This is a genomic window from Burkholderia sp. DN3021, assembly GCF_049805555.1.
Lineage (GTDB): Bacteria > Pseudomonadota > Gammaproteobacteria > Burkholderiales > Burkholderiaceae > Burkholderia > Burkholderia pyrrocinia_C.
The window spans coordinates 44,244-63,486 of the sequence record NZ_JBNCAB010000017.1 but is presented as its reverse complement, the minus strand read 5'-3'; the positions used below and the strand labels follow the sequence as shown (position 1 = coordinate 63,486).

13 protein-coding genes and 2 pseudogenes are annotated in these 19,243 nt (G+C 64.6%); 6 read left to right on the top strand and 9 right to left on the bottom strand.

Going from position 1 to position 19,243, the window contains the following annotated elements; genetic code table 11:
* Positions 1 to 24 precede the first annotated feature (24 nt).
* From ACPUER_RS11390 to ACPUER_RS11355, 8 genes are all read right to left on the bottom strand, one after another.
* Entirely contained in the window at positions 25 to 1,344 is a 1,320-nt protein-coding gene (locus ACPUER_RS11390) for a sigma-54 interaction domain-containing protein (protein WP_425131107.1), read from the bottom strand.
* Complete coding sequence (locus tag ACPUER_RS11385) at positions 1,341 to 4,415, bottom strand: peptidase domain-containing ABC transporter (protein WP_425131106.1); 3,075 nt, start codon at positions 4,413 to 4,415, stop codon at positions 1,341 to 1,343. The genes ACPUER_RS11390 and ACPUER_RS11385 overlap by 4 nt, the downstream gene beginning before the upstream one ends.
* 18 nt (positions 4,416 to 4,433) lie before the next feature.
* The gene (locus ACPUER_RS11380) at positions 4,434 to 5,186 is read right to left on the bottom strand and encodes a peptidylprolyl isomerase (protein ID WP_124629213.1); all 753 of its coding nucleotides are present in this window, start codon (positions 5,184 to 5,186) and stop codon (positions 4,434 to 4,436) included.
* A gap of 98 nt (positions 5,187 to 5,284) precedes the next feature.
* Positions 5,285 to 6,694 carry an HlyD family efflux transporter periplasmic adaptor subunit gene (locus ACPUER_RS11375; protein ID WP_175962947.1) on the bottom strand — a complete coding sequence of 470 codons (1,410 nt, stop codon included), beginning with the start codon at positions 6,692 to 6,694 and terminating at the stop codon, positions 5,285 to 5,287.
* Complete coding sequence (locus ACPUER_RS11370; protein ID WP_425131105.1) at positions 6,672 to 8,540, bottom strand: FHA domain-containing protein; 1,869 nt, start codon at positions 8,538 to 8,540, stop codon at positions 6,672 to 6,674. Before ACPUER_RS11370 ends, ACPUER_RS11375 begins: the two co-directional genes overlap by 23 nt.
* A gap of 191 nt (positions 8,541 to 8,731) precedes the next feature.
* Positions 8,732 to 10,297: an efflux transporter outer membrane subunit gene (locus ACPUER_RS11365; protein ID WP_425131104.1), complete on the bottom strand. Its 1,566-nt coding sequence runs from the start codon at positions 10,295 to 10,297 to the stop codon at positions 8,732 to 8,734.
* 284 nt (positions 10,298 to 10,581) lie between these two features.
* Positions 10,582 to 11,007, bottom strand: a complete 426-nt coding sequence (locus ACPUER_RS11360) for a DUF4399 domain-containing protein (protein WP_124629207.1) — start codon at positions 11,005 to 11,007, stop codon at positions 10,582 to 10,584.
* 42 nt (positions 11,008 to 11,049) lie between these two features.
* Positions 11,050 to 11,478 (bottom strand): DUF4399 domain-containing protein, encoded by a 429-nt coding sequence (locus ACPUER_RS11355; protein WP_175962949.1) that lies wholly within the window; start codon positions 11,476 to 11,478, stop codon positions 11,050 to 11,052.
* A gap of 106 nt (positions 11,479 to 11,584) precedes the next feature.
* Between ACPUER_RS11355 and ACPUER_RS11350 the strand changes: the two are divergent.
* Positions 11,585 to 12,496, top strand: a pseudogene (locus ACPUER_RS11350) (caspase family protein); the annotation flags it as partial.
* A gap of 3 nt (positions 12,497 to 12,499) precedes the next feature.
* Complete coding sequence (locus tag ACPUER_RS11345) at positions 12,500 to 13,753, top strand: formylglycine-generating enzyme family protein (RefSeq protein WP_425131129.1); 1,254 nt, start codon at positions 12,500 to 12,502, stop codon at positions 13,751 to 13,753.
* Positions 13,754 to 13,866: 113 nt separating this feature from the next.
* Here ACPUER_RS11345 and ACPUER_RS11340 read toward each other — a convergent pair.
* A pseudogene (locus tag ACPUER_RS11340) lies at positions 13,867 to 14,076 on the bottom strand (transposase); the annotation flags it as partial.
* A 522-nt stretch (positions 14,077 to 14,598) separates the two neighbouring features.
* On the opposite strand from ACPUER_RS11340, the gene ACPUER_RS11335 reads away from it, so the two are divergent.
* The 4 genes from ACPUER_RS11335 (at position 14,599) to ACPUER_RS11320 (ending at position 19,114) form a co-directional block, all read left to right on the top strand.
* The gene (locus ACPUER_RS11335; protein WP_425131103.1) at positions 14,599 to 15,438 is read left to right on the top strand and encodes a thioesterase II family protein; all 840 of its coding nucleotides are present in this window, start codon (positions 14,599 to 14,601) and stop codon (positions 15,436 to 15,438) included.
* Positions 15,439 to 15,591: 153 nt separating this feature from the next.
* Entirely contained in the window at positions 15,592 to 16,542 is a 951-nt protein-coding gene (locus ACPUER_RS11330) for a UDP-glucuronic acid decarboxylase family protein (RefSeq protein WP_175962951.1), read from the top strand.
* Between the two features lie 198 nt (positions 16,543 to 16,740).
* Positions 16,741 to 18,051, top strand: coding sequence for a diaminobutyrate--2-oxoglutarate transaminase family protein (locus ACPUER_RS11325; protein WP_175962952.1), 1,311 nt, complete (start codon positions 16,741 to 16,743; stop codon positions 18,049 to 18,051).
* A 76-nt stretch (positions 18,052 to 18,127) separates the two neighbouring features.
* The gene (locus tag ACPUER_RS11320) at positions 18,128 to 19,114 is read left to right on the top strand and encodes a TauD/TfdA family dioxygenase (RefSeq protein ID WP_425131102.1); all 987 of its coding nucleotides are present in this window, start codon (positions 18,128 to 18,130) and stop codon (positions 19,112 to 19,114) included.
* Positions 19,115 to 19,243 lie beyond the last annotated feature (129 nt).

The window sequence follows — 19,243 nt, the reverse complement described above, 5'->3', positions numbered from 1 at the left end:
CGATCGAGCGGACCCGCGCGACGCTCACGCGTCCTTGTCAGGCGTCGCGCCGTCCTGATGACGGAATGCTTTCGAGCGGATGCCGTGCTTCTTGAGCAGCATCTGCAGGTGTGACCGGTTCATCTCGCAACGGCGCGCCAGTTCGGCCACGGTGCCGCCGGTCTCCTGCAACCCGCGTTCGAGAAACGCCCGCTCCGCCTCGTCGCTTGCGGCACGCTTCGCGTCGCTGAGCGACATCGGCCTGCCCGGCAGGCCGTCATCCGTCGCACGCACGGCGCTCGACACGGTTTTCGGGCGGATGTCCTCGGGCAAGTGCTCGATATCCGCGATCTCGCCGGCCAGGCACGACAGACGGTAGACGAGGTTGCGCAGTTCGCGAATGTTGCCCGGATAAGCGTAGGTCAGCAGGAAGTCGCGCAGCTTCGGCGTCGTCTTGACGGGCCTGCGCTTCAGTGCCCCTGCCGCCTCGTCGCCGAAGTAGGCGAGCAGCAGCGGAATTTCATCGCGACGCTCGCGCAATGCCGGCAGCGTCAGATGAATGACGCTCAGGCGGTAGAACAGGTCCTCGCGAAAGAGCCCCTGTTCGCTCAATTGCCGCAGATTCTTGTTGGTGGCGGCGACGATGCGCGTATCGACGCTGATCAGCTCGTCCGAGCCGACCCGCTGGATCTCGTGCGACTCCAGCACGCGCAGCAGCTTGACCTGCCCCGACAGCGGCAATTCGCCGATTTCGTCGAGGAAGATCGTGCCGGTGTGCGCGCTCTCGAACTTGCCCTTGCGATCGTTCGACGCGCCGGTGAACGAGCCGCGCCGATGGCCGAACAGCTCGGATTCGAGCAGGTTGTCGGGAATCGCGCCGCAGTTCACCGAGATGTACGGGCGGTTGGCGCGCCCCCCGTTCGCGTGGATGACTTTCGCCATCAGCTCCTTGCCGGTCCCGCTCTCGCCGTCGATCAGCACCGGCAGATCGGTCGGTGCGGCCTTTTCGGCGATTTCGAGTGCGGCGAGCAGCTTCGGATTGTCGCCAAAAATGCCCTCGAAGATGAAACTGCGCTCGATCAACGCCTGCCGGCGTCGCTGCACGGGGGGGGCGGGCGCGTCCGGCGCATCGGTCGCATCGGACGTCTGCGGCGCGGCCACGGCGGCCTCGACGAAGCGCTCCTTGCGCGACATCTGCATGACTTCGTCGCGCAGCACGTTCGCCTGGTTGAGCAGCTTCTCGATGTCGGCACGCTCGAGCTTGGGTGCCCAGCGCAGCATCGAGCGCAGGATCTCGATCTTCTCGAGCAGGCCGGCATACGAGATCGCGGAGTTGCCGAATCCGTGCGGGTCGAAGAGTTTCATGCGGCACCCAGCTGTTTCTGCACGAGCTGGTAATACATGCCCTTGAGGGCGACCAGCTCGTCGTGCGAGCCCTGTTCGACGATCGCGCCTTCGTACAGGACCAGGATCTTGTCCGCGCGCATGATCGTGCTGAGCCGGTGCGCGATGATCACCGCGGTGCGCCCTTGCAGGATTTCATGCATGTTCGCAAGGATGTTGCTCTCCGACTGCGTGTCGAGCGACGAGGTCGCCTCGTCGAACACGAGCAGGCGCGGGTCGTGATAGAGCGCGCGGGCGATGCAGAGCCGCTGGATCTGGCCGCCCGACAGGCCGACGCCGCGCTCGCCCACCACCTGCTCGTAGCCGAGCGGCAATTTGCTGATGAATGCATGCGCGTCGGCCATCCGGGCGACCTCCTCCATGCGGTGCCAGTCGGGGCTCGTGTCACCGCATGCGATGTTCTCGGCAATCGATCCGGAAAAGACCAGATTGGACTGCATCACGTAACCGATCTGCGCACGATAGTAAGCCTTGTCGATCGCGCTCATGTCGTAGCCGTCGACCACGATCTTGCCGTCCGTGGGTGCATAGAATCCGACGAGCAGCTTCGCCAGCGTGGTTTTCCCCGAACCGCTGCGCCCGACGATGGCCACCATCTCGCCGCGCTTGATCGTGCAGTTGATGTTCTCGAGCACGTAAGGCGTTTCGTTGCCGCCATAGCGGAAATACACGCTGTCGAAGCTGATGTTGCCCTGCAGGTCGGGCAGCAGCACGCGTGAGGCCAGTTCGGACGGCTGCTGCTCGGGCTCGATGTCGAGGACGTCGCCGAGCCGCTCCATCGCCACCGCCGCGTCGTTCATCAGGCTCCACATGCCGACGAGTCCCATCAGCGGCGCCAGCACGCTGCCCATGAACGCATTGAAGGCGATCAGTTGCCCGATGCTGAGTTCGTGCGCGAGCACGAGGTTCGCACCGACCCACAGGATCACGATGGTGGTTGCCGCATTCAGCAGCTGGCTGCACAGCGCCACCAGGATATTGAATGCCTGCGCACGGTACTGGACGTCGAGCGCCTTCGCATACTTGCGCTCCCACTTCAGCCGTACCGACCGCTCGATCCCCATGCCCTTCACGGTCTCGACGCCGCCGAGCGTCTCCATCAGCAGCGACTTCGCATCGGTGGATGCGGCAAACACCTCGCGCGCATAGCCTTTCAGCTTCGGGGTCGCGAGCGCCGTGAGCGCCATGATCGGGATCACGAAGGCGATCAGCACCAGCGTCATCTTCACGTTGTAGAGAAACATGATCGTGAAGTAGATGAAGATCATCAGGAGATTGAGCGCGGTGGTCACGGTGGACTCCGTCAGGAACGCCCGGATCGTCTGGTTCTCCTGGAAGCGCGCGAACACGTCCCCGCTCTTGCGGCGCGCGAAGAACGAATACGGCAGCGACATCGTATGTTTATAGAACTGCGACATCATCGCGAAGTCGAGACTGCGCACCATGAAGTTGGAAAGGTGGGCGCGGATCGTCGTCATCAGCTGGGTAAACACGTGCGAAATGACGAGCCCGGCAATCAGCAAGTGCAGCAGGTTGACGTTCTGGTGCACGATCACCCCGTCCAGGATGCTCTGGATGATGATCGGCGGTACGACGCCCAGCACCTGGATCACGAATGTCGCCAGGAACAGATGCGCGAGAATCTTCTTGTAAGGGCGCAGATAGCCGATGAAGCGCACCCACGGCGAACGTGTCTCGGCCGGCGCCGCGGCCGGCCCCCTCGCGGTAAACAGCAGGCACGTGCCGCTCCAGCCGCGCTCGAACGCCTCGACGCTCAGCTTCCTGAAGCCGAGCGCCGGATCGGCGATACGCACCCACGACTTCGACACACCGTATACGACGACGTAGTGGTAGCCCTCCCAGTGCACGATGAACGGCAGGTCGAACCCGAGCAGCGCCTCGTACGTGCACTGCACGCCGCGCGTCGCGAAGCCGACCGCCTCGCCGGTGCGCGCGAGACTGTCGAGCGTCGCGCCCTGCGTCGTCACGTTCGCCAGATCGCGTAGCTTGCCGAGCGTCATCGCGACGCCGTAGTGACGGCAGATCATCGCGAGGCACGCCGCCCCGCAATCCATTTCCTCGGCCTGTTCGACCAGCACGAAGCGCTTGATCATGCGCTCGCCGAACGCGGCGTCGGCGCCGATATCGATCTGCAGCGGGTGGCGGCGCCGTTCGGCGAGCTTCTTCTGCCGCTTCAGCTCCTGATCGACGAAGCGGATGCGCTCCTCGAGCACCTCGCGCAATTTCGGGTTGCGCTCGAGCATGAAGTGCACGGTCTTTTCCGGAATGACGAGCAGGCGCGTATCGGTGACGGCCGTGACCGTCGCCGCCTGCTCCTGCCGCAGCAGGCACGCGCGCTCGCCGAAGATCTCGCCCGCGGCGAGCGTCGCGAGCGGATAGTCGTTGCCGTCCTCGTGGCACGAGACGCTCACCTCGCCCTGGCGCACGACATACAGCCGGAGGTCGCCGCCCGGCCCCTGCCGGACGATCTCCTTGCCGGCCGCCACGCGCTTCACGCCGACGCTCGACACGTACTCCTCGAGTTCGGCGCGCGTCAGCTTGCCGCGCAGGTCGAACAGCCGCGTCACGAACCCGCCAGCCGAGCTGATCGCGACATAGCTCGTCACGAACGACTGCGCGGCGGGATTGTCGCGCAGGATCGGCTCGATCGCGCTGCGCGGGATGCACAGAATCTCGATCTTTGTTGATGCGCGCACCGACACCTCGTGCCAGTAGTCGCGCAGCATCGCCATTTCACCGAACACCTCGCGTTCCTTGCGCACGCCGACGCTGGTTTCCTTGCCGCGCTCGTCGGCGATCAGGCGCACGGACCCGAAGCGCAGCACATACAGGCCCTCGGCCGGTTCGCCGCGATTGCAGACGGTGTCGCCGAACGCGTAGGTGCGCACCTGCGCCTGCGCGGCCATGCGCTCGAGTTCGTCGGGCGAGAAGAGCGACAGCGGCTCCACCGACGCGAGAAACGCCGCGAGCGACGGGGGGCTGCTGGCCGGGGCGGGGGCTTGTGCGTCCATCGCGGCGGTTCTCCGTGATCAGCGTGCATCGATGATGTGTTCCTGCGCGCGCTCGGCGAGCCACTCCTCGCGCAGCAGGCGACGCACCTCCGACGCGACGTCGGCGTCGAGCGCGGCCGGGTGTTTCGCGGTCACCGAGAAGATCTCGAAGAACGCGCCGTCGGGCGCCGCGAACGGCCCGAGCAGGTCGCCCACCCGCGCGTTGAACACCTTGGCCTCGATATCCGTCTTCAGCGAGCCGCGCAGCACCTTGCCGATCACGCCGCCACGCTCGCTCGTGTCGGCGATCGAATGCTCGCGCGCCATGTCGCCGAAGCAGCCCGGGTCGTCCTCCAGGAGCGCCATCATTTCGCGTGCCTTGCCTTCCGAATCCAGCACGATGTGACTGACCTCGATGCTGTCGAACTTCGGCGAATTGAGCTTGAAGTACGCTTCGACGGCCGCATCGCTGCACACCGTGTCGAGCGTCTTTTCCTGGTACAGCGTGTCGGTGATGAATCGCTCGAACTCGTCGAGACTGACGCCGAACACGTCCAGGTAGCGGTTCATGTCCGCGGCGCGATGCAGGCCGCGCACGCGGCGAAACTGGTCGGCACGCTCCTGGATTTCCGCCGGCGTCACCTGCATGCCCATCTTGCGCGCCGCGATCACCGTCAGCCGGTCGCGAACCTGCTGCTCGACGAGGCCCTCGAACTGCCCGGTGAGCTTCAGCACGCGGATGAAATCGTCGGTGCCGATCACCTCGTCGTCGATACGCACTATTGCCGTCATTTCGTTCCCCTTGATCCTGTACGCGGCGATCGCCCTGATTCGCCGCCGGTGCCTCGCATCACCGCCTGCCCCGCTCCACGACGCCGTGGCAGTCTCCCTCAACCCGCGATCTGCCTGAACGGGTCCAGCGCGAACCCGATCAGGCGGCGCTCGCGCACCACGATTTCCGCCGTGGCCGTCATCCCGTAGCGCAGCGGGTAGGTCGTGCCGGCAATCGTGTACGCGTTGCGCACCAGCGCCACGCGGCCTTCGTAGACGGGTTCCTTCGTCTGCGCCTGCGGCTTGGTCGCCGGCGAGATGTATTCCAGCGTGCCGTCGATCACGCCATAGCGCTGATACGGAAACGCATTGAACTTGAGCTTCACGGGCAAGCCCTCATGCAGGAACGCGCGGTCCTGCTCCGCGATCGCGACCTTCACCACCGGCCGCGCATCGGACGGCGCGATGCTGCCGAGCGGGGTGTTGGCGAGTATCTTGTCGCCGGGCTGCGTCGTGGTCACGTCGGTGATCACGCCGGAGACGGGCGCCAGCACGAGCAGGAAATTGTCCTTGTCGATGTTCTCGAAGCGGATCCGCGCGGCGGCATCCGCGGCGAGGCGCGCCGTCTGCACCTGCAGTCGCAGCTTCTCTTCGGTGTTCGCGATGTCGCGCACGGTCGCGTCGTACTGGATGCGCAGCCCGGTCAGCGTCTCGCCGCTACCCTCGAGTTGCGCCTTCGCCTGCGCGAACTCGTGGCTCTGCTGCGCCTCGAGCTGCGAGAGCCGCGCCTGCGCGACGCGGTAGCTGTCCTGGGCCTGCAGGTACGCGCTGCGCTTCTGTTCCACCTGGCTCTGCGACACGCCGCCGCCGCCCGGCAGTGCGAACAGGCGCGCGTACTTGTCCTGTTCGTCCTTCGCGAGATCGAGTGCGTGGCGTGCATTGTCGATATTGCTGCGCGCTTCGTCGATCTGCGCGCGCTGCGATTGCGCGAGCTTGCTGGTGCCTTCGGCAATGCGGTTCTGGTGCAGGTGCTCTTCGACCTCGATCTGTTGCTTCAGTGCGTCGGCCTTGCGCTCCATCAGCTGCTTCTTGTCCGGGAACTGCTTCCATTCGCGCTCCGCGTCGTCGAGCTTGAGGCGTGCATCGAGCGCGTTGGTCGCCGCCTCGATCGCGCCGCGCGCGTTGATCCGGCCGATGACGTCGTTCTTTTCGACCGGCTGACCTTCCGCGATATAGATGTCCACCAGTTCGCCGTCGACGGGCGCGTAGATGCGGCGCACCTCGGACTCCGGCGCAAGCGCGCCCTGCGCGGTCACGATCACATCGGCGCGGCCGGCGAACGACCACAGCAGTGCACACACGACGAGCCCGACCATCGCGATGATGGTCGCCTGCGTGAGCCGCCATGGCCGCGCCGTCAGGATCGCGATGCCTTCGACGCTGTGATCCTCCAGCGCCTCGCCCAGCGAGCGCGGCGGCTCCGGCGGCGTTGCCTGCCGCGCGCGCTTAAGGAGACTGTCGAGCTTCACCGCGCCCTCCCGAAGAAGCGAGCCGTTCCAGCGTCGGGACATGTGCGGCGAATTGCGGCGTCGCGAAGCGGAACTGCTTGAGGCGATCCAGTACGGCCGGCCCGTGCCCGGCCCGCGCGTCGCTCTCGAACTGCAGGTACTGCTGCAGATCGGCACGCACGGCGTCGAGGCCGCCGAGGCGCGGATAGCGCTGCTCGTCATCGGCGAGCAGCGCCGGGAGCGCGTCGAGCCGGTCGTCGTCGAGCGCCGACGCGATCGCGCGCTGCAACCGCTCGAGCGCGGCCACATAGACGGAGTTGTCGCTCTGCAGCTTGCGCAACTGGCTGAGCGCGTCGGCATACAGCGCGCCGAACGCGGGAACGTATGACGAAATCCGGTCGAGCAGCCGCTGATGCGCGCCCGGGTCGTCGTTCCAGCGGCCGGTCAATGCCTTGATCGGCGCTTCGTCGCGGTAGATGCGGATCGGCGCTTCCGCCCCGCCGCGACCGGCAACGAACGCCTGCAGCTCGCCGATCCACGCCACTTCGTCGACGAGCGGCTGTGCGTCGGCGTTATGACGGGCAAGCGCGCGCATCTCCTGCACGACGGCGCGGGCGCGGTCGAACGCGCGCGCGTTCATTGCGGCGATCCAGTCCGGGACTTTCGACCGAACGAGTGCCTCGGTACCGAGCGCGAGGAACGCCGGGTCGTCCGGATGGCTCGCGAGATGGCGGTCGGCGAGTTGCGCCGCCTGCGCGGTGTCGCCGCGCGCCAGCAACGCATGCATCTCGCGCAGCGGCGCATCGCGGAAATACAGTGTCGCGAACAGCAGGACGACCGCCGCGAGCAACCCGCCGCTCCACCAGCCGAGCCGGCGCAGGTTGACGCGCCCGCTACCGCCGAACGCCTCGCTCAGCTCCGACAGGAAGACTTCGACCCTGCCGCGCCGGTGGCGCGCGTCATGCGCGGTTTCGGCGGCGCCATGCGCGGCGTGCGGGTTGACCTCGTCGTCCTGCTGAACGGCCGGCACCGTGCAGAAGATGTCGAGGAACGAATGCGCGGTATCGACGAAGGTCGTACGGTCGGGGTCTGCGGCGACCGCATTCGCGGCAGCGCCGGGCGCTGACGTGCCCGTCACGGTCGAGTCCGGCCCCGGCTCGCGCTGCACCGCGACGCGATAGACGAAATGATCGCCGCCGAACGCGAGCATCGCGCCGTCGCCGAGCGGCGCCGCATGCTCATCGAGGCGCCGGCCGTCGACGAACGTGCCGTTCGTGCTGCCGAGGTCTTCCACGAAGACGTCGTCGTCCTGCACGTAGATGTGCGCATGACGTCGCGACAGATAGTTGACCTGATGCGGATACGCGTTACGGTAGCAGGCGAACGTGTCGTCGGTCTTGCTCACGAGGAACGGGAAGGCGGTAATGATGACCGGTTGCAGGCCGAGATCGCCGCGCTCCGGCGACAGCGTGACGACGGCCGGCCGCGCCGGCTGATGCGTCGCGCGCGGCACGAACGCGACGCGATACGCCAGCGCGCCGGCGAAGCGCAGTTCGTCGCCGTCGCGCAGCAGGTGCGGCTTGTCGCCGACATCGACACCGTTGACGGCCGTACCGTTCTTGCTGCCGAGATCGGCGACATAGGCCGCGCTGCCTTCACAGAAAATGCGCGCATGCCGGCGCGACAGGTCGGCCACCAGTTCGGGCCGCGCGGACGCGAACGGCGTGTTGGTCCGCCCGACTGCGAACAGCGCCTTGTCGATCCGGATCTCGCTCAGCTCCGGATGCGAAACCGGCTTGAGCACGATGTCGAACTGCCGGGCGAGCGCGGCTTGTTTCTCGGCAATCGAAGCGGCGTCTGGAACCATGATTCGGCCAACGATCGACATGCGCCCGCCAATGGGCATGCGGCGCAGGAAACGCGACGCGCTTTCGAACCACCCGTGTGAAGCCGCGCCGCCAAGGCACGCGGCGACACGATCGTGAAAAAAGTTTAGGCGACGGATTGCGGTAGTCAATCGGCTGGCACCGATCGCGCGGCTGCGCAGGGCTGGCGTGTTCATTGCATCGCTTGCCGGACCGGCTCGCTGCTTGCATTCGAGATTTCGACCGCGCGCCAGCCGCCGCCGATTGCCTTGTAGAGCGTGACCGTGTCGCTCAGAATCTGCTGATGATTCGCGAGCAGCGCGAGTTCTGCGGATGCCACCGCGCGTTCCGATTCGAGCACCTCGAGCTGCGACACGAGCCCTTCCTTGAGCTGCGCCTCCACCTGCGCGGCGACGGTGCGCAGACGCGCACTCTGCTGCTGCAACTGCACGCGCTGCTGCTTGTGCGCGTCGAGATCGACGAGCGCGTTTTCCACTTCCTTGAACGCGGTGAACACGGTCTGCCGGTACTGCTGCTCGGCCACCCGGGTCTGCGCCTCGGTCGTCTTGATGTGCGCGTGCACGCTCGGGTCGAACATCGGCAGGTTGATGCTAGGCAGGAAGCTGAACGTGAAAGCCTTGAAGAGATCCGACAGCGCGAACGCCGCTGTGCCGCCGCGCCCCGTCAGGCTGATCGACGGCAATTGCGCCAGCTTCGCCGCACCCACTTCGTCATACGATTCGAGCACGCGATACTGCGCGGCCACGACATCCGGCCGGCGCGCGAGCAGTTGCGCGGGCAGTCCCATCGGCACGTCCGGCAGCTTGACGCGCTGCCGGAGATGGCCGGCAGGCATCCTGAACTCGCCGGCCGGGACGCCCAGCAGCGTCGCGAGTGCGTTCTCGGCCGTGTCGCGCGATCGATGCAGTTCGATCAGCTGGTTCGCCAGGCCGTTGATCTCCGCGCTCTGCCGCAGCACTTCCGTCTGCGGCGCGACGCCGTTCGCAAACATCGACTGGTAGATCGCGAGGATCTGGCGGTTCTTGTCGAGCGTGCGCTGTTCCTGCTCGATCTGGTCGTCGAACCGGAGGATCTCGAAATAGGTGCTCGACACGTCGGCGACGAGCGTCAGGTAGCCCGCGCGCCAGTCGGCCTCGGTCGCATGATATTCGGCCTTCTGCGCCTGCACGCCTTTCTCGACCTTGCCCCAGATGTCGATCTCCCAGTTCACCTGGCTGCCGAGGTTGTAGGTCCTCGACGGCGCTTGATGCGTGTTCTTCTCGAAGTCCATGCCCGCGCCGAGATCGACACTCGGCAGCGCGCCCGCCTGGACTTCGCCGACCTGTGCGCCGGCCACACCGATGCGCGCCGCCAGCACCTTGATGTCGACGTTGCCCGCGATGGCCTTGTCGATGAGCGCGTCGAGCGTCGGATCGTCGAAGCGCTTCCACCATTCGGCATTGACCGCGTCCGATGCGGATACCGGCCCGTGCGCGTGCGCCCAGGTGGTCTTTGCCGGCATCTCCGGGCGCTGGTAGACGGGCATGTTCAGGTCCATGCAGCCAGACAGCAACGCCGCGCATGCGCCGGCGCAACCGGCGATGCGGGCCAGCGACCGCGTGAGACCGCGGCGGTTGCGCGTGGCAGTCGGCGACAGGTGGATGTTCACGATCGGCTCCTTGGGAGGAACGCGGCGACGATGCGGGATCGGGTGGATGTGTTGGTGTTGATGCCGCTGCGTGGCACGCTCGCGTCTCATACCGCATGGGGCGTGCCAGCCGTGCGCAGGATCAGCGGAAATCTCGCCGGGTGGCTTGTCGGCGCGGGTTCGAGCGACGAAGACAGGGGTGCCGGCGATCGGTGCGCGACACCCGGCTCAAGGAAGCATGGCGGGTCGCCGCCGACAGTTCCGGCCCATGATGTCGGGAATGCACAGACACGTGTGCTCGCGCGATGGGCGGCAGCGTTGCCCAGCGTTGCCGTCTGGAGCGCGCCCGCTCGCGCACGCGCACGCCACGCGTCCGTGGCTCGGTGCGCGCGACGTCACTTCACGTTGATCGTGATTTTCTTCGAGTAGATGGGGGGATTTTGCGGCACGTGGTTGGCGTCGCCCATCAGGAGTTGCAGCGTGTGCTTGCCCGGAGGAAGCTCCAGCGTGGTTTCGGTTTCGCCCGCGCCGAAATGCAGGTGATTCCGGTCGGACGGAATCGGCTGGTCCATCGGCGGCAGGTCCGTATCGACCAGCAGGTGATGGTGGCCCGTGTTCGGAAACGGCACATGCGACGGCGCGACACCCATGTCGCGCAAGCCGAACCACACCCGGAACGGACGTCCCGCCGGCAGAACCTGGCCATCGTTGGGCCATCCGATGTAGACGATGGCCTTCGGGGGATGCGTGCTGGTCTCCGCGGTCGTCGACCCTGTCCATAGCAGCGTCAAGGCAACGGCGAAGAGGATGAGCTTGTTCATGGCGGCAATTCCCGGTTCGTGCGGCAGGCGCGGCATGGCGCGCTACTTGACCGTGATCGTGATCTTCTTCGAGTACACCGGCGGATCGTGCGGCACGTGGTCGTGGTCGCCCATCAGCAACTGCAGCGTGTGCTTGCCGGGAGGAAGCTCGATGCGCGCCTCGGTTTGACCGGCACCGTAATGGAGATGATTCCGGTCCGACGGTATCGGCTGGTCCAGCGGCGGGAGATCGGTATCGATGAGCAGATGATGATGGCCCACGTTGGGCCGCTCGATGCCTTTCGGGCAGATGCCCATGTTGCGCAGGCCCATGCGCACCCAGAACTTGCCGCCCGTGATCGTCGCACCGTCCGACGGCCAGATGATGTATACCTCGGCGCCGGGCGGCGAAGACGTACGCCCGGCGGCAAACGCGATCCTCGGCGCCAGGACGGTGGCGGCCAAAGCCAACAACGTAGCCCTTCTTCGCATCGTATTGCTCCTCGCGTTGGTGGCGGCGCGCGGCGTCGGACAGTGGAGCGTGTCTAACAGCTTAGGACGTAATCGACAGGAAGACACATAACGATGTCCCGGGGGAATGGGCCGACCGCGATGCGTGTCCGCGTATGCCTGTTTTTTGCAAAACACGCGGGTGGATCCGGAGATCGCCGCCGAGCGCACGTGCTATCTTGAATGTGTCCTGCCAGTGCCCGCCGCACGTCGGCATTGCGCTCGCCGCGACAGGACACCCGGCAACGGCTGCGCTCCGCCTTCGGCACCTCGTCCGACGGCGCACCCTGGGGGGCCGAATATGTGGCGAATACTCTTGCCCGCATGCCTGTTTGCGTCGATCTCGGTGGCCTCGGGCCCCTGCTCCGGCGAGGACATGCATCCTTTTGCAGGACCGCCGGCAGCTTCCGCGCGTGCACCGTCAATTGAACCGCATCGCGTCGCGCTCGTGATCGGCAACGGCGCATATCGCGACCACCCGCTCGCCAATCCCGTCCGCGATGCCGATGCGATGGGCGATGCGCTGCAGGCGCTCGGCTTCGATGTCATCACGTTGCGCAACGCGACCCGGCAGCAAATGCTCGACGGGCTTGCCACCTTCGAGCGCCGCATCGCGGCCAGTGGCACCGGGCTGGTCTATTTCGCGGGCCACGGCGCCAGCGCGGGCGGAACGACCTGGCTCGCGCCGGTCGACGCCGACGTCGGTTCTCCGGCCGGCCTGTCGCGAACGGGTATCGACCTGCAGACCGTGTTCGATGCGACGTCGCGGCCGCACGGCGACCGCTTTGATCTGATCATTCTGGATTCCTGCCTGATCGCACCTCCCGGTGCCGGCAACGTATCGGCCCGAAAGCCACCGCCGCATACGCTCGTCGCCTATGCGGCAGCGCCTGGCGAAGGCGCCGCCGACGGTGCAACGCATGGTGTCTATACGGCGGCGCTGTTGCAGGCGCTCGCGATGCCGGGACTCGGTATCGAACAGGTCCTTGACCGTGCCGGCGCGATGGTTGCGAGCGCCACCGGGCATCGGCAGATGCCCTGGATCGCGTCTTCCCTTTCCGATGGGGCAGCGACGTTTGCGTTCACCGGGTCGCGTCGTGCAGGAACCGGCGTGGTGCATGCCGGCGGCGGTACGGCGCAACGATCCGACGTGTTGGCCGATGTCGGCGTCGTCACGCCCGATAGCCGGGGCGTGATGCCCAAGGACAGCGCCGAACAGTACGAAATTGCGTTCTGGGAGTCGATCAAGGACAGCAAGGAGGCCGGCGATTACGAGGCCTATCTGAAGACTTACCCGAACGGCCGCTTCGCGCAATTGGCGCAGGCCCGTCTCGCACGACTGCGCGCGGCCGCGCCCAAGGTGCCCGCGGCGTCCGCGCCCGCACGGACGGCGAGCCCCACGCCGGCCCCCGCCCCCGTTCCGGCGCCGGCATCGACGGCGGCGCAACCTGCGCACACGCCTGGATCACCGCCGAAGGCACCGCCTCCCGCTGCGGTGGCGAACCCATCGGCACCACCGCAGAAAGGTGGCGCGACGGCCGCCAATGAAATCCGGGATTGCCCTGCATGCCCCGTGATGCTGGCGGTCGGTCCAGGGACGTTCGCAATGGGTAGCAATTCTGGCGATCCGTCGGAAAAACCTGCGCATCGCGTGACGCTCGATCATTCCTTCGCAATGGCGAAGTATGTGGTGACGGTCGCGCAATGGAACGCGTGCCGTGATGCGGGCGCCTGTCCGCGCCTGCCCAGCGAAAGCAATACGGTAGCGAACGCGCCTGCGCGCGACCTGAGTTGGGACGATGCGCAACAGTACGTGAAATGGCTGTCGAAAATAAGCGGCAAGCCTTACCGACTGCCGACCGAGGCCGAATGGGAATTCGCGGCGCGCGGCGGCACCGCAACGCGCTATTGGTGGGGCAACGAGATGCGCACGGGCAACGCGAACTGCAAGGACTGCGGTCCACCGTGGCGTGCCGATGCACCGGATAACGTCGGCACGTTCGCGGCCAATCCGCTCGGCTTCTACGACATGGCCGGTGGCGTGTGGGAATGGGTCAGCGATTGCTGGCACACCTCGTACAAGAATGCACCTGCCGACGGCCGCTCGTGGGACGAGCCGAATTGCCAGGTACGCGTCATACGCGGCGGCTCGTGGCGTGATGGTGCGGCCTACATGCCGGTCTCGACACGCTTCAAATACGACAGCAGCGTACGTTTTTCGGCGAACGGGTTTCGCGTGGCCCGGGACGTGAAGTAGGTCGATATTTGGCCGCCCTCCCGCCTGGAACCTATGCCGTGCCCTACGCTTCAACATGTGATCGCGGGCTTCGACCCCACCACATATCGCTCCGTCCCCATGGCCTGGTGCATGCGCCAGCAGCTCATGCCCGAGCCGCAGCCCATTTCCTGCGGAAGCATTTCCCAGGGAATACCGGATTGCAGCACGAACAGGATGCCGGTCAGCACGGCGCGATCGTCGAGCGGCTTGCGGCCCGGGTATCGCGTACGGCGTGGCTTCGGTGGAGGCAGCAGCGGTTGGATCAGCGACCACAGTTCGTCATCGAGTATCGGTTTGGCCATGGCCTCCTCGTCAGCGAAACAACGAAGAGGTTAACAAAACGCGCGGCGGGTTAACAGCCCCCAAACACTCATTTTGTTAGAGTTTTTTACTCGGATTGATGGGGCGGCAATCGTGCGTCGAAATTCGTTATGGCCGCACCAGCCCGCGCATGTGCTTGCGTGTCAATTTGCCAGGCGCAGACCTTCGATACTGCGTAATGCTTAAAACGAGGAAAAAAACGCAACAAAACCAACCTTAATTTAGGTGTGAAATCAGGGGACGACATTTTCGACTACGCGCGTCCCCTTTTCCTACGACATACATCCACGCGGCCTCATGTTTAACTCATGCCAAACCGGATCGGGCGTATTCCGAATCCGAGCGGCGCGCATCTTGAATGTTCACGAAGCGGCTCAATGCTTCCATGACTTCCGGTGTGCTTCACGCACTGCCTTTGTACCGCGATGACGAACCGGCTATTGGCGTGTGAACCACGGCGCACCTGGCTGTCGCGCCCGTTTCTCTCCCAGTGAAGATTGCCGATGCATCGCCATGGCAATCATGACCGGAACTTTAATGGTGAAAAACGCCGAACACGTGAATTTCCGCAGCGCGATCTCCTGTGCGCCAGTAGCAAGCGAGCTGATCGAGTACCCGCTCGCATGCGTCTGATCTGTTTCCCCTATGCGGGCGGCTCGGCCGCCGTTTATCGTGGTCTGCAAGCCTTGTTGCCCGGCATCGAAGTGCGCCGTCATGAACTTGCAGGCCGAGGCAGCCGCCTGTCCGAGCCTGCCGTACGAGACATGTCGACGCTGATCGACGCGTTGCTGCTCGACTTGGACAACTGCTTCGATCGTCCCTTCGCGCTGCTCGGACACAGCATGGGCGCGGCTATTGCCGTCGAACTGGCGCTGCGGCTTCCCGCCCAGGCGCAACCGAACCTGCGGCATCTGTTCGTGAGCGGGCGCGCCGCACCGGGCAAGGAGCGGCCTGTTCGACGCATGCAGGCGCTGAACGACCGCGCCTTCCTCGATGCACTGCACGAGATGGGCGGCACGCCGAAGCCGGTGCTGGACAACAGCGAACTGATGGCGCTGCTGATGCCGGCGCTGCGTGCGGATTTCACGATGATCGAAAACTACCGGCCCGTGCCCGGGCGCAGGCTGGCGGTGGACATCACCGCATTCGCGGGCCGCGCAGACGAACAGGTCCCCGTTGATTCCGTTGCAGGCTGGGGCGCCGAGACGACCGGGCAGTTCGATTTTCACGTCATCGAAGGAGATCATTTCTTTATGAGAAGCGAAATGCGGGCGATGGCCGGCATCATCGCGGCGCGCCTGCAGCGCGCGGAACACGTTGCGTTGAGCGCACTGCAGGCATGACGGGCCGATCCTCGCGATCGGCGTGCCGGCCGGTGCCGTGTCGAATGAAGAGGCTCGCGCGCCCTATCGGCTTCCATGCCGGAGCCGCGGGCCGGTCAAGCATGCCTGGAGGCCGCGCGTCGCTTCCTTGCGCGCGATACATGGAGTGCAATTGTGCAACGTAATCGAAAGCGAATCCTCGTAACAGGTGGCGCGGGTTTCCTCGGTTCGCATCTTTGCGAGCGTCTGGTCGAACTCGGTCACGACGTATTGTGCGTCGACAACTATTTCACCGGCACGAAGCAGAACGTGGCTGCGCTGCTCGGCAACCCGAGCTTCGAGGCGCTGCGCCACGACGTGACCTTTCCGTTGTACGTCGAGGTCGACGAGATTTACAACCTCGCCTGTCCGGCTTCGCCAATCCACTATCAATTCGATCCCGTGCAGACCACCAAGACCAGTGTGATGGGCGCGATCAACATGCTGGGGCTCGCCAAGCGCACGCACGCACGCGTTCTGCAAACCTCGACAAGCGAAGTGTACGGCGACCCCGATGTGCATCCGCAACCGGAGAGTTACCGGGGCAACGTCAACCCGCTCGGGCCGCGCGCCTGCTACGACGAAGGAAAACGTTGCGCGGAGACCCTGTTCTTCGATTATCACCGCCAGCAAAACGTGCGAATCAAGGTGGTACGCATCTTCAACACGTACGGGCCGCGCATGCATCCCAATGACGGCCGCGTGGTTTCCAACTTCGTCGTGCAGGCGCTGCGCGGCGAGGACATCACGCTGTATGGCGACGGCAGCCAGACCCGGGCGTTCTGCTATGTCGACGATATGGTCGACGGTTTGATCCGGATGATGGCCACGCCCGCGGACCTCACCGGCCCGATCAATCTCGGCAATCCGCACGAGATCGCGGTCAGCGAACTTGCGCAGATCATTTTGCGCCTGACGGGCTCGAAGTCGCGGCTCGTATTCCGTCCGCTGCCGACGGATGATCCGACACAACGTTGCCCCGATATCGGCCTCGCACGCGCCCACCTCGACTGGGAGCCGACGGTCGGGCTCGAAGCGGGGCTCCGGCGGACCATCGACTATTTTCGCGCGACCATGCCGGCTTGACGCCGCGTCCGGAAACCACGCTTCGACGATCGGGATGCGATGGCATGACGTAGTGACGTTGCATCGCCCGTGTCCCATTTTTACGTGACAGACGCGATATGGACTACATGCTCCAATCAGGCCGTACCGTTACGCCATTGGCCAGGATGAAGCGATGCCAGTGTCCATCAATCCGCCTCGCAAGCCGGATCTCCGCGCATGGAAAAACTTGAGTATCTGAAGCATGTCGAATCGAAGGCGCGAACCTACGCGACATCTTTCCCACGGCTGTTCACCCATGCCAAAGGCATACGCTTACGCGACTCCGAGGGGCAGGAATACATCGACTGTCTGTCAAATGCAGGTACGCTCGCGCTCGGACATAATCACCCGGAAGTCAATGAAGCCGTCATGCGGTTTCTGTCGTCCGATCAAATGCAACAGGCACTCGACCTGGCGACGCCGGCAAAGCACGCGTTCGTCGAGCAGCTTTTCTCGCTCTTGCCCAACAATATCGCCGAATCCGGCAAGATCCAGTTTTGCAGTCCCAGTGGGGCGGATGGCGTCGAAGCGGCTATCAAGCTGACCAGGCACCATACGGGCCGCTCGACGATCATGGCGTTCCACGGCGCCTACCACGGCATGACGGCCGGCGCACTCGCCGTGTCGGGAAATCTCACGCCGAAATCGGCCGGCGGCAATGGACGCGACGTTCATTTCCTGCCTTATCCCTATGCTTTTCGCTGCCCGTTCGGCACCGATGGCTCGGCGACCGATCAACTCAGCATCAACTATATTCGGACCGTCCTGTCCGATCCCGAGAGCGGGATAACGAAACCGGCGGCAATCATTGTCGAAGTCGTGCAAGGCGAAGGGGGTTGCATCCCCGCTTCCGACGCCTGGTTGATCGAGTTGCGCAACCTGACGCTGCGGCATGAAATCCCGTTGATCGTCGATGAAGTGCAGACCGGACTCGGTCGAACCGGCGCGCTGTTCGCGATCGAACATTCCGGCATCCAGCCGGACGTACTGGTGTTGTCGAAGGCATTCGGCGGCGGCTATCCATTATCGGTGGTGGTCTATGACAAGCGCCTCGATACCTGGCCGCCCGGCGCACACGCCGGCACCTTTCGAGGCAACCAGATTGCGATGGTGGCCGGCTTGTCGACCATGCGCATCGTCGAACGAGACGGTCTGTCGGCGCACGCTGACAGAGTCGGAAAACTACTGGTTGCCGGCCTCGAAGCGGTTGCCGAACGCTTCCCCTGTCTGGGCCAGATACGCGGCCGCGGCCTGATGATCGGCGTTGAAGTCGTCATACCCGGCCCACATGGCCAAACAGGCCCGACCCATGCGGAACGGGCAAAAGCCATCAAGCTGAACTGCCTGCGAAACGGACTCGTCATCGAAACCGGCGGCCGCAACGGCGCGGTACTCAGGTTCCTGCCGCCGCTGATCGTTTCGGAAGCGGATATCCACGAGATTCTCAATCGCTTCGAGCATGCGGTGGAAACCGCCTGCCGTGCATAGCCGACCGCGGCGCGACCATGCAGACCGACCGGTTCGGGTTTCGCCGTGATCCACGTTCGGAAAAGGACTATTGACCATGCTGGGCATGACGGAACGCAAGCTGCTTGCCGACGGGAGTTCTCCGTGGCTGCTGGAGCCTGCGTCGAACGGGCGCGATATCGTGCTGGCGGTGAACGACAACCGGGTGGAGCTGGAATCCCGGCTTCTCGAACATGGCGCGCTCCTGTTTCGTGGCTTCGACGTGTCATCCGTGGGCGGCTTCGAAGCGTTTGCCGACGCGATTTCGGCCCATAAGTCCGACTACGTCTATCGTTCCACTCCGCGCACCTCGATCGGCAATGGCATATTCACCGCAACCGAGTATCCGCCGAGCGAGACAATCGCACTTCATTGCGAAAACGCGTATCAACGAAGCTGGCCGCTGAGCGTGGCATTCTGTTGCCTTACTCCGGCCGCGATCGGCGGCGAAACGCCGATTGCCGACATGCGCGAGGTGAGCCGCAGGATCGGACCGCGCATCCTGGAGAACTTCGAGGCGAAACAGGTCCGCTATGTCAGGCACTACCGGCGGCACGTCGACATTCCGTGGGAAACCGTCTTTCAGACCTCCGACCGCAGCCAGGTTGCGGCCTTCTGCGCAGACAACGGCATCGAGCTCGAATGGCTCGACGACGACACGTTACGCACCGCACAGATCAACCAGGGTGTGGCTTACCATCCGGTAACCCGCGACAGGGTGTTCTTCAATCAGGCACATCTGTTTCATATCTCGAACCTGGAAGCATCGCTCGCCAGTTCGATCGTCAGCCTGTTCGGCAATGACCGAATTCCGCGCAACGCTTTCTATGGCGACGGGAGTCCCTTCGATCTCGCCGACATCGAGCAGATCCGCAACGCATTCCGCGAATGCGCCATCACGTTTCCATGGCAACGAGGCGACGTCCTGCTGGTCGACAACATGCGCTTCGCGCATGGCCGCAACCCATTCGAAGGCGAGCGCAAGGTCGTCGTGTCATTGCTGGACCCGTACTCCCCCGACAGCGAAGAAATGGCCGACCGTTAGCCAGCGCGAGCGCACGAATTAATAAAAATCCATATTGATCAAGTGCGCGAAACGCCATGTCCATGGATTACGGGGCAGACGTCGGATTAGAGCGATGCTCTAATTTCAATACCATCCAATTCAACAAGC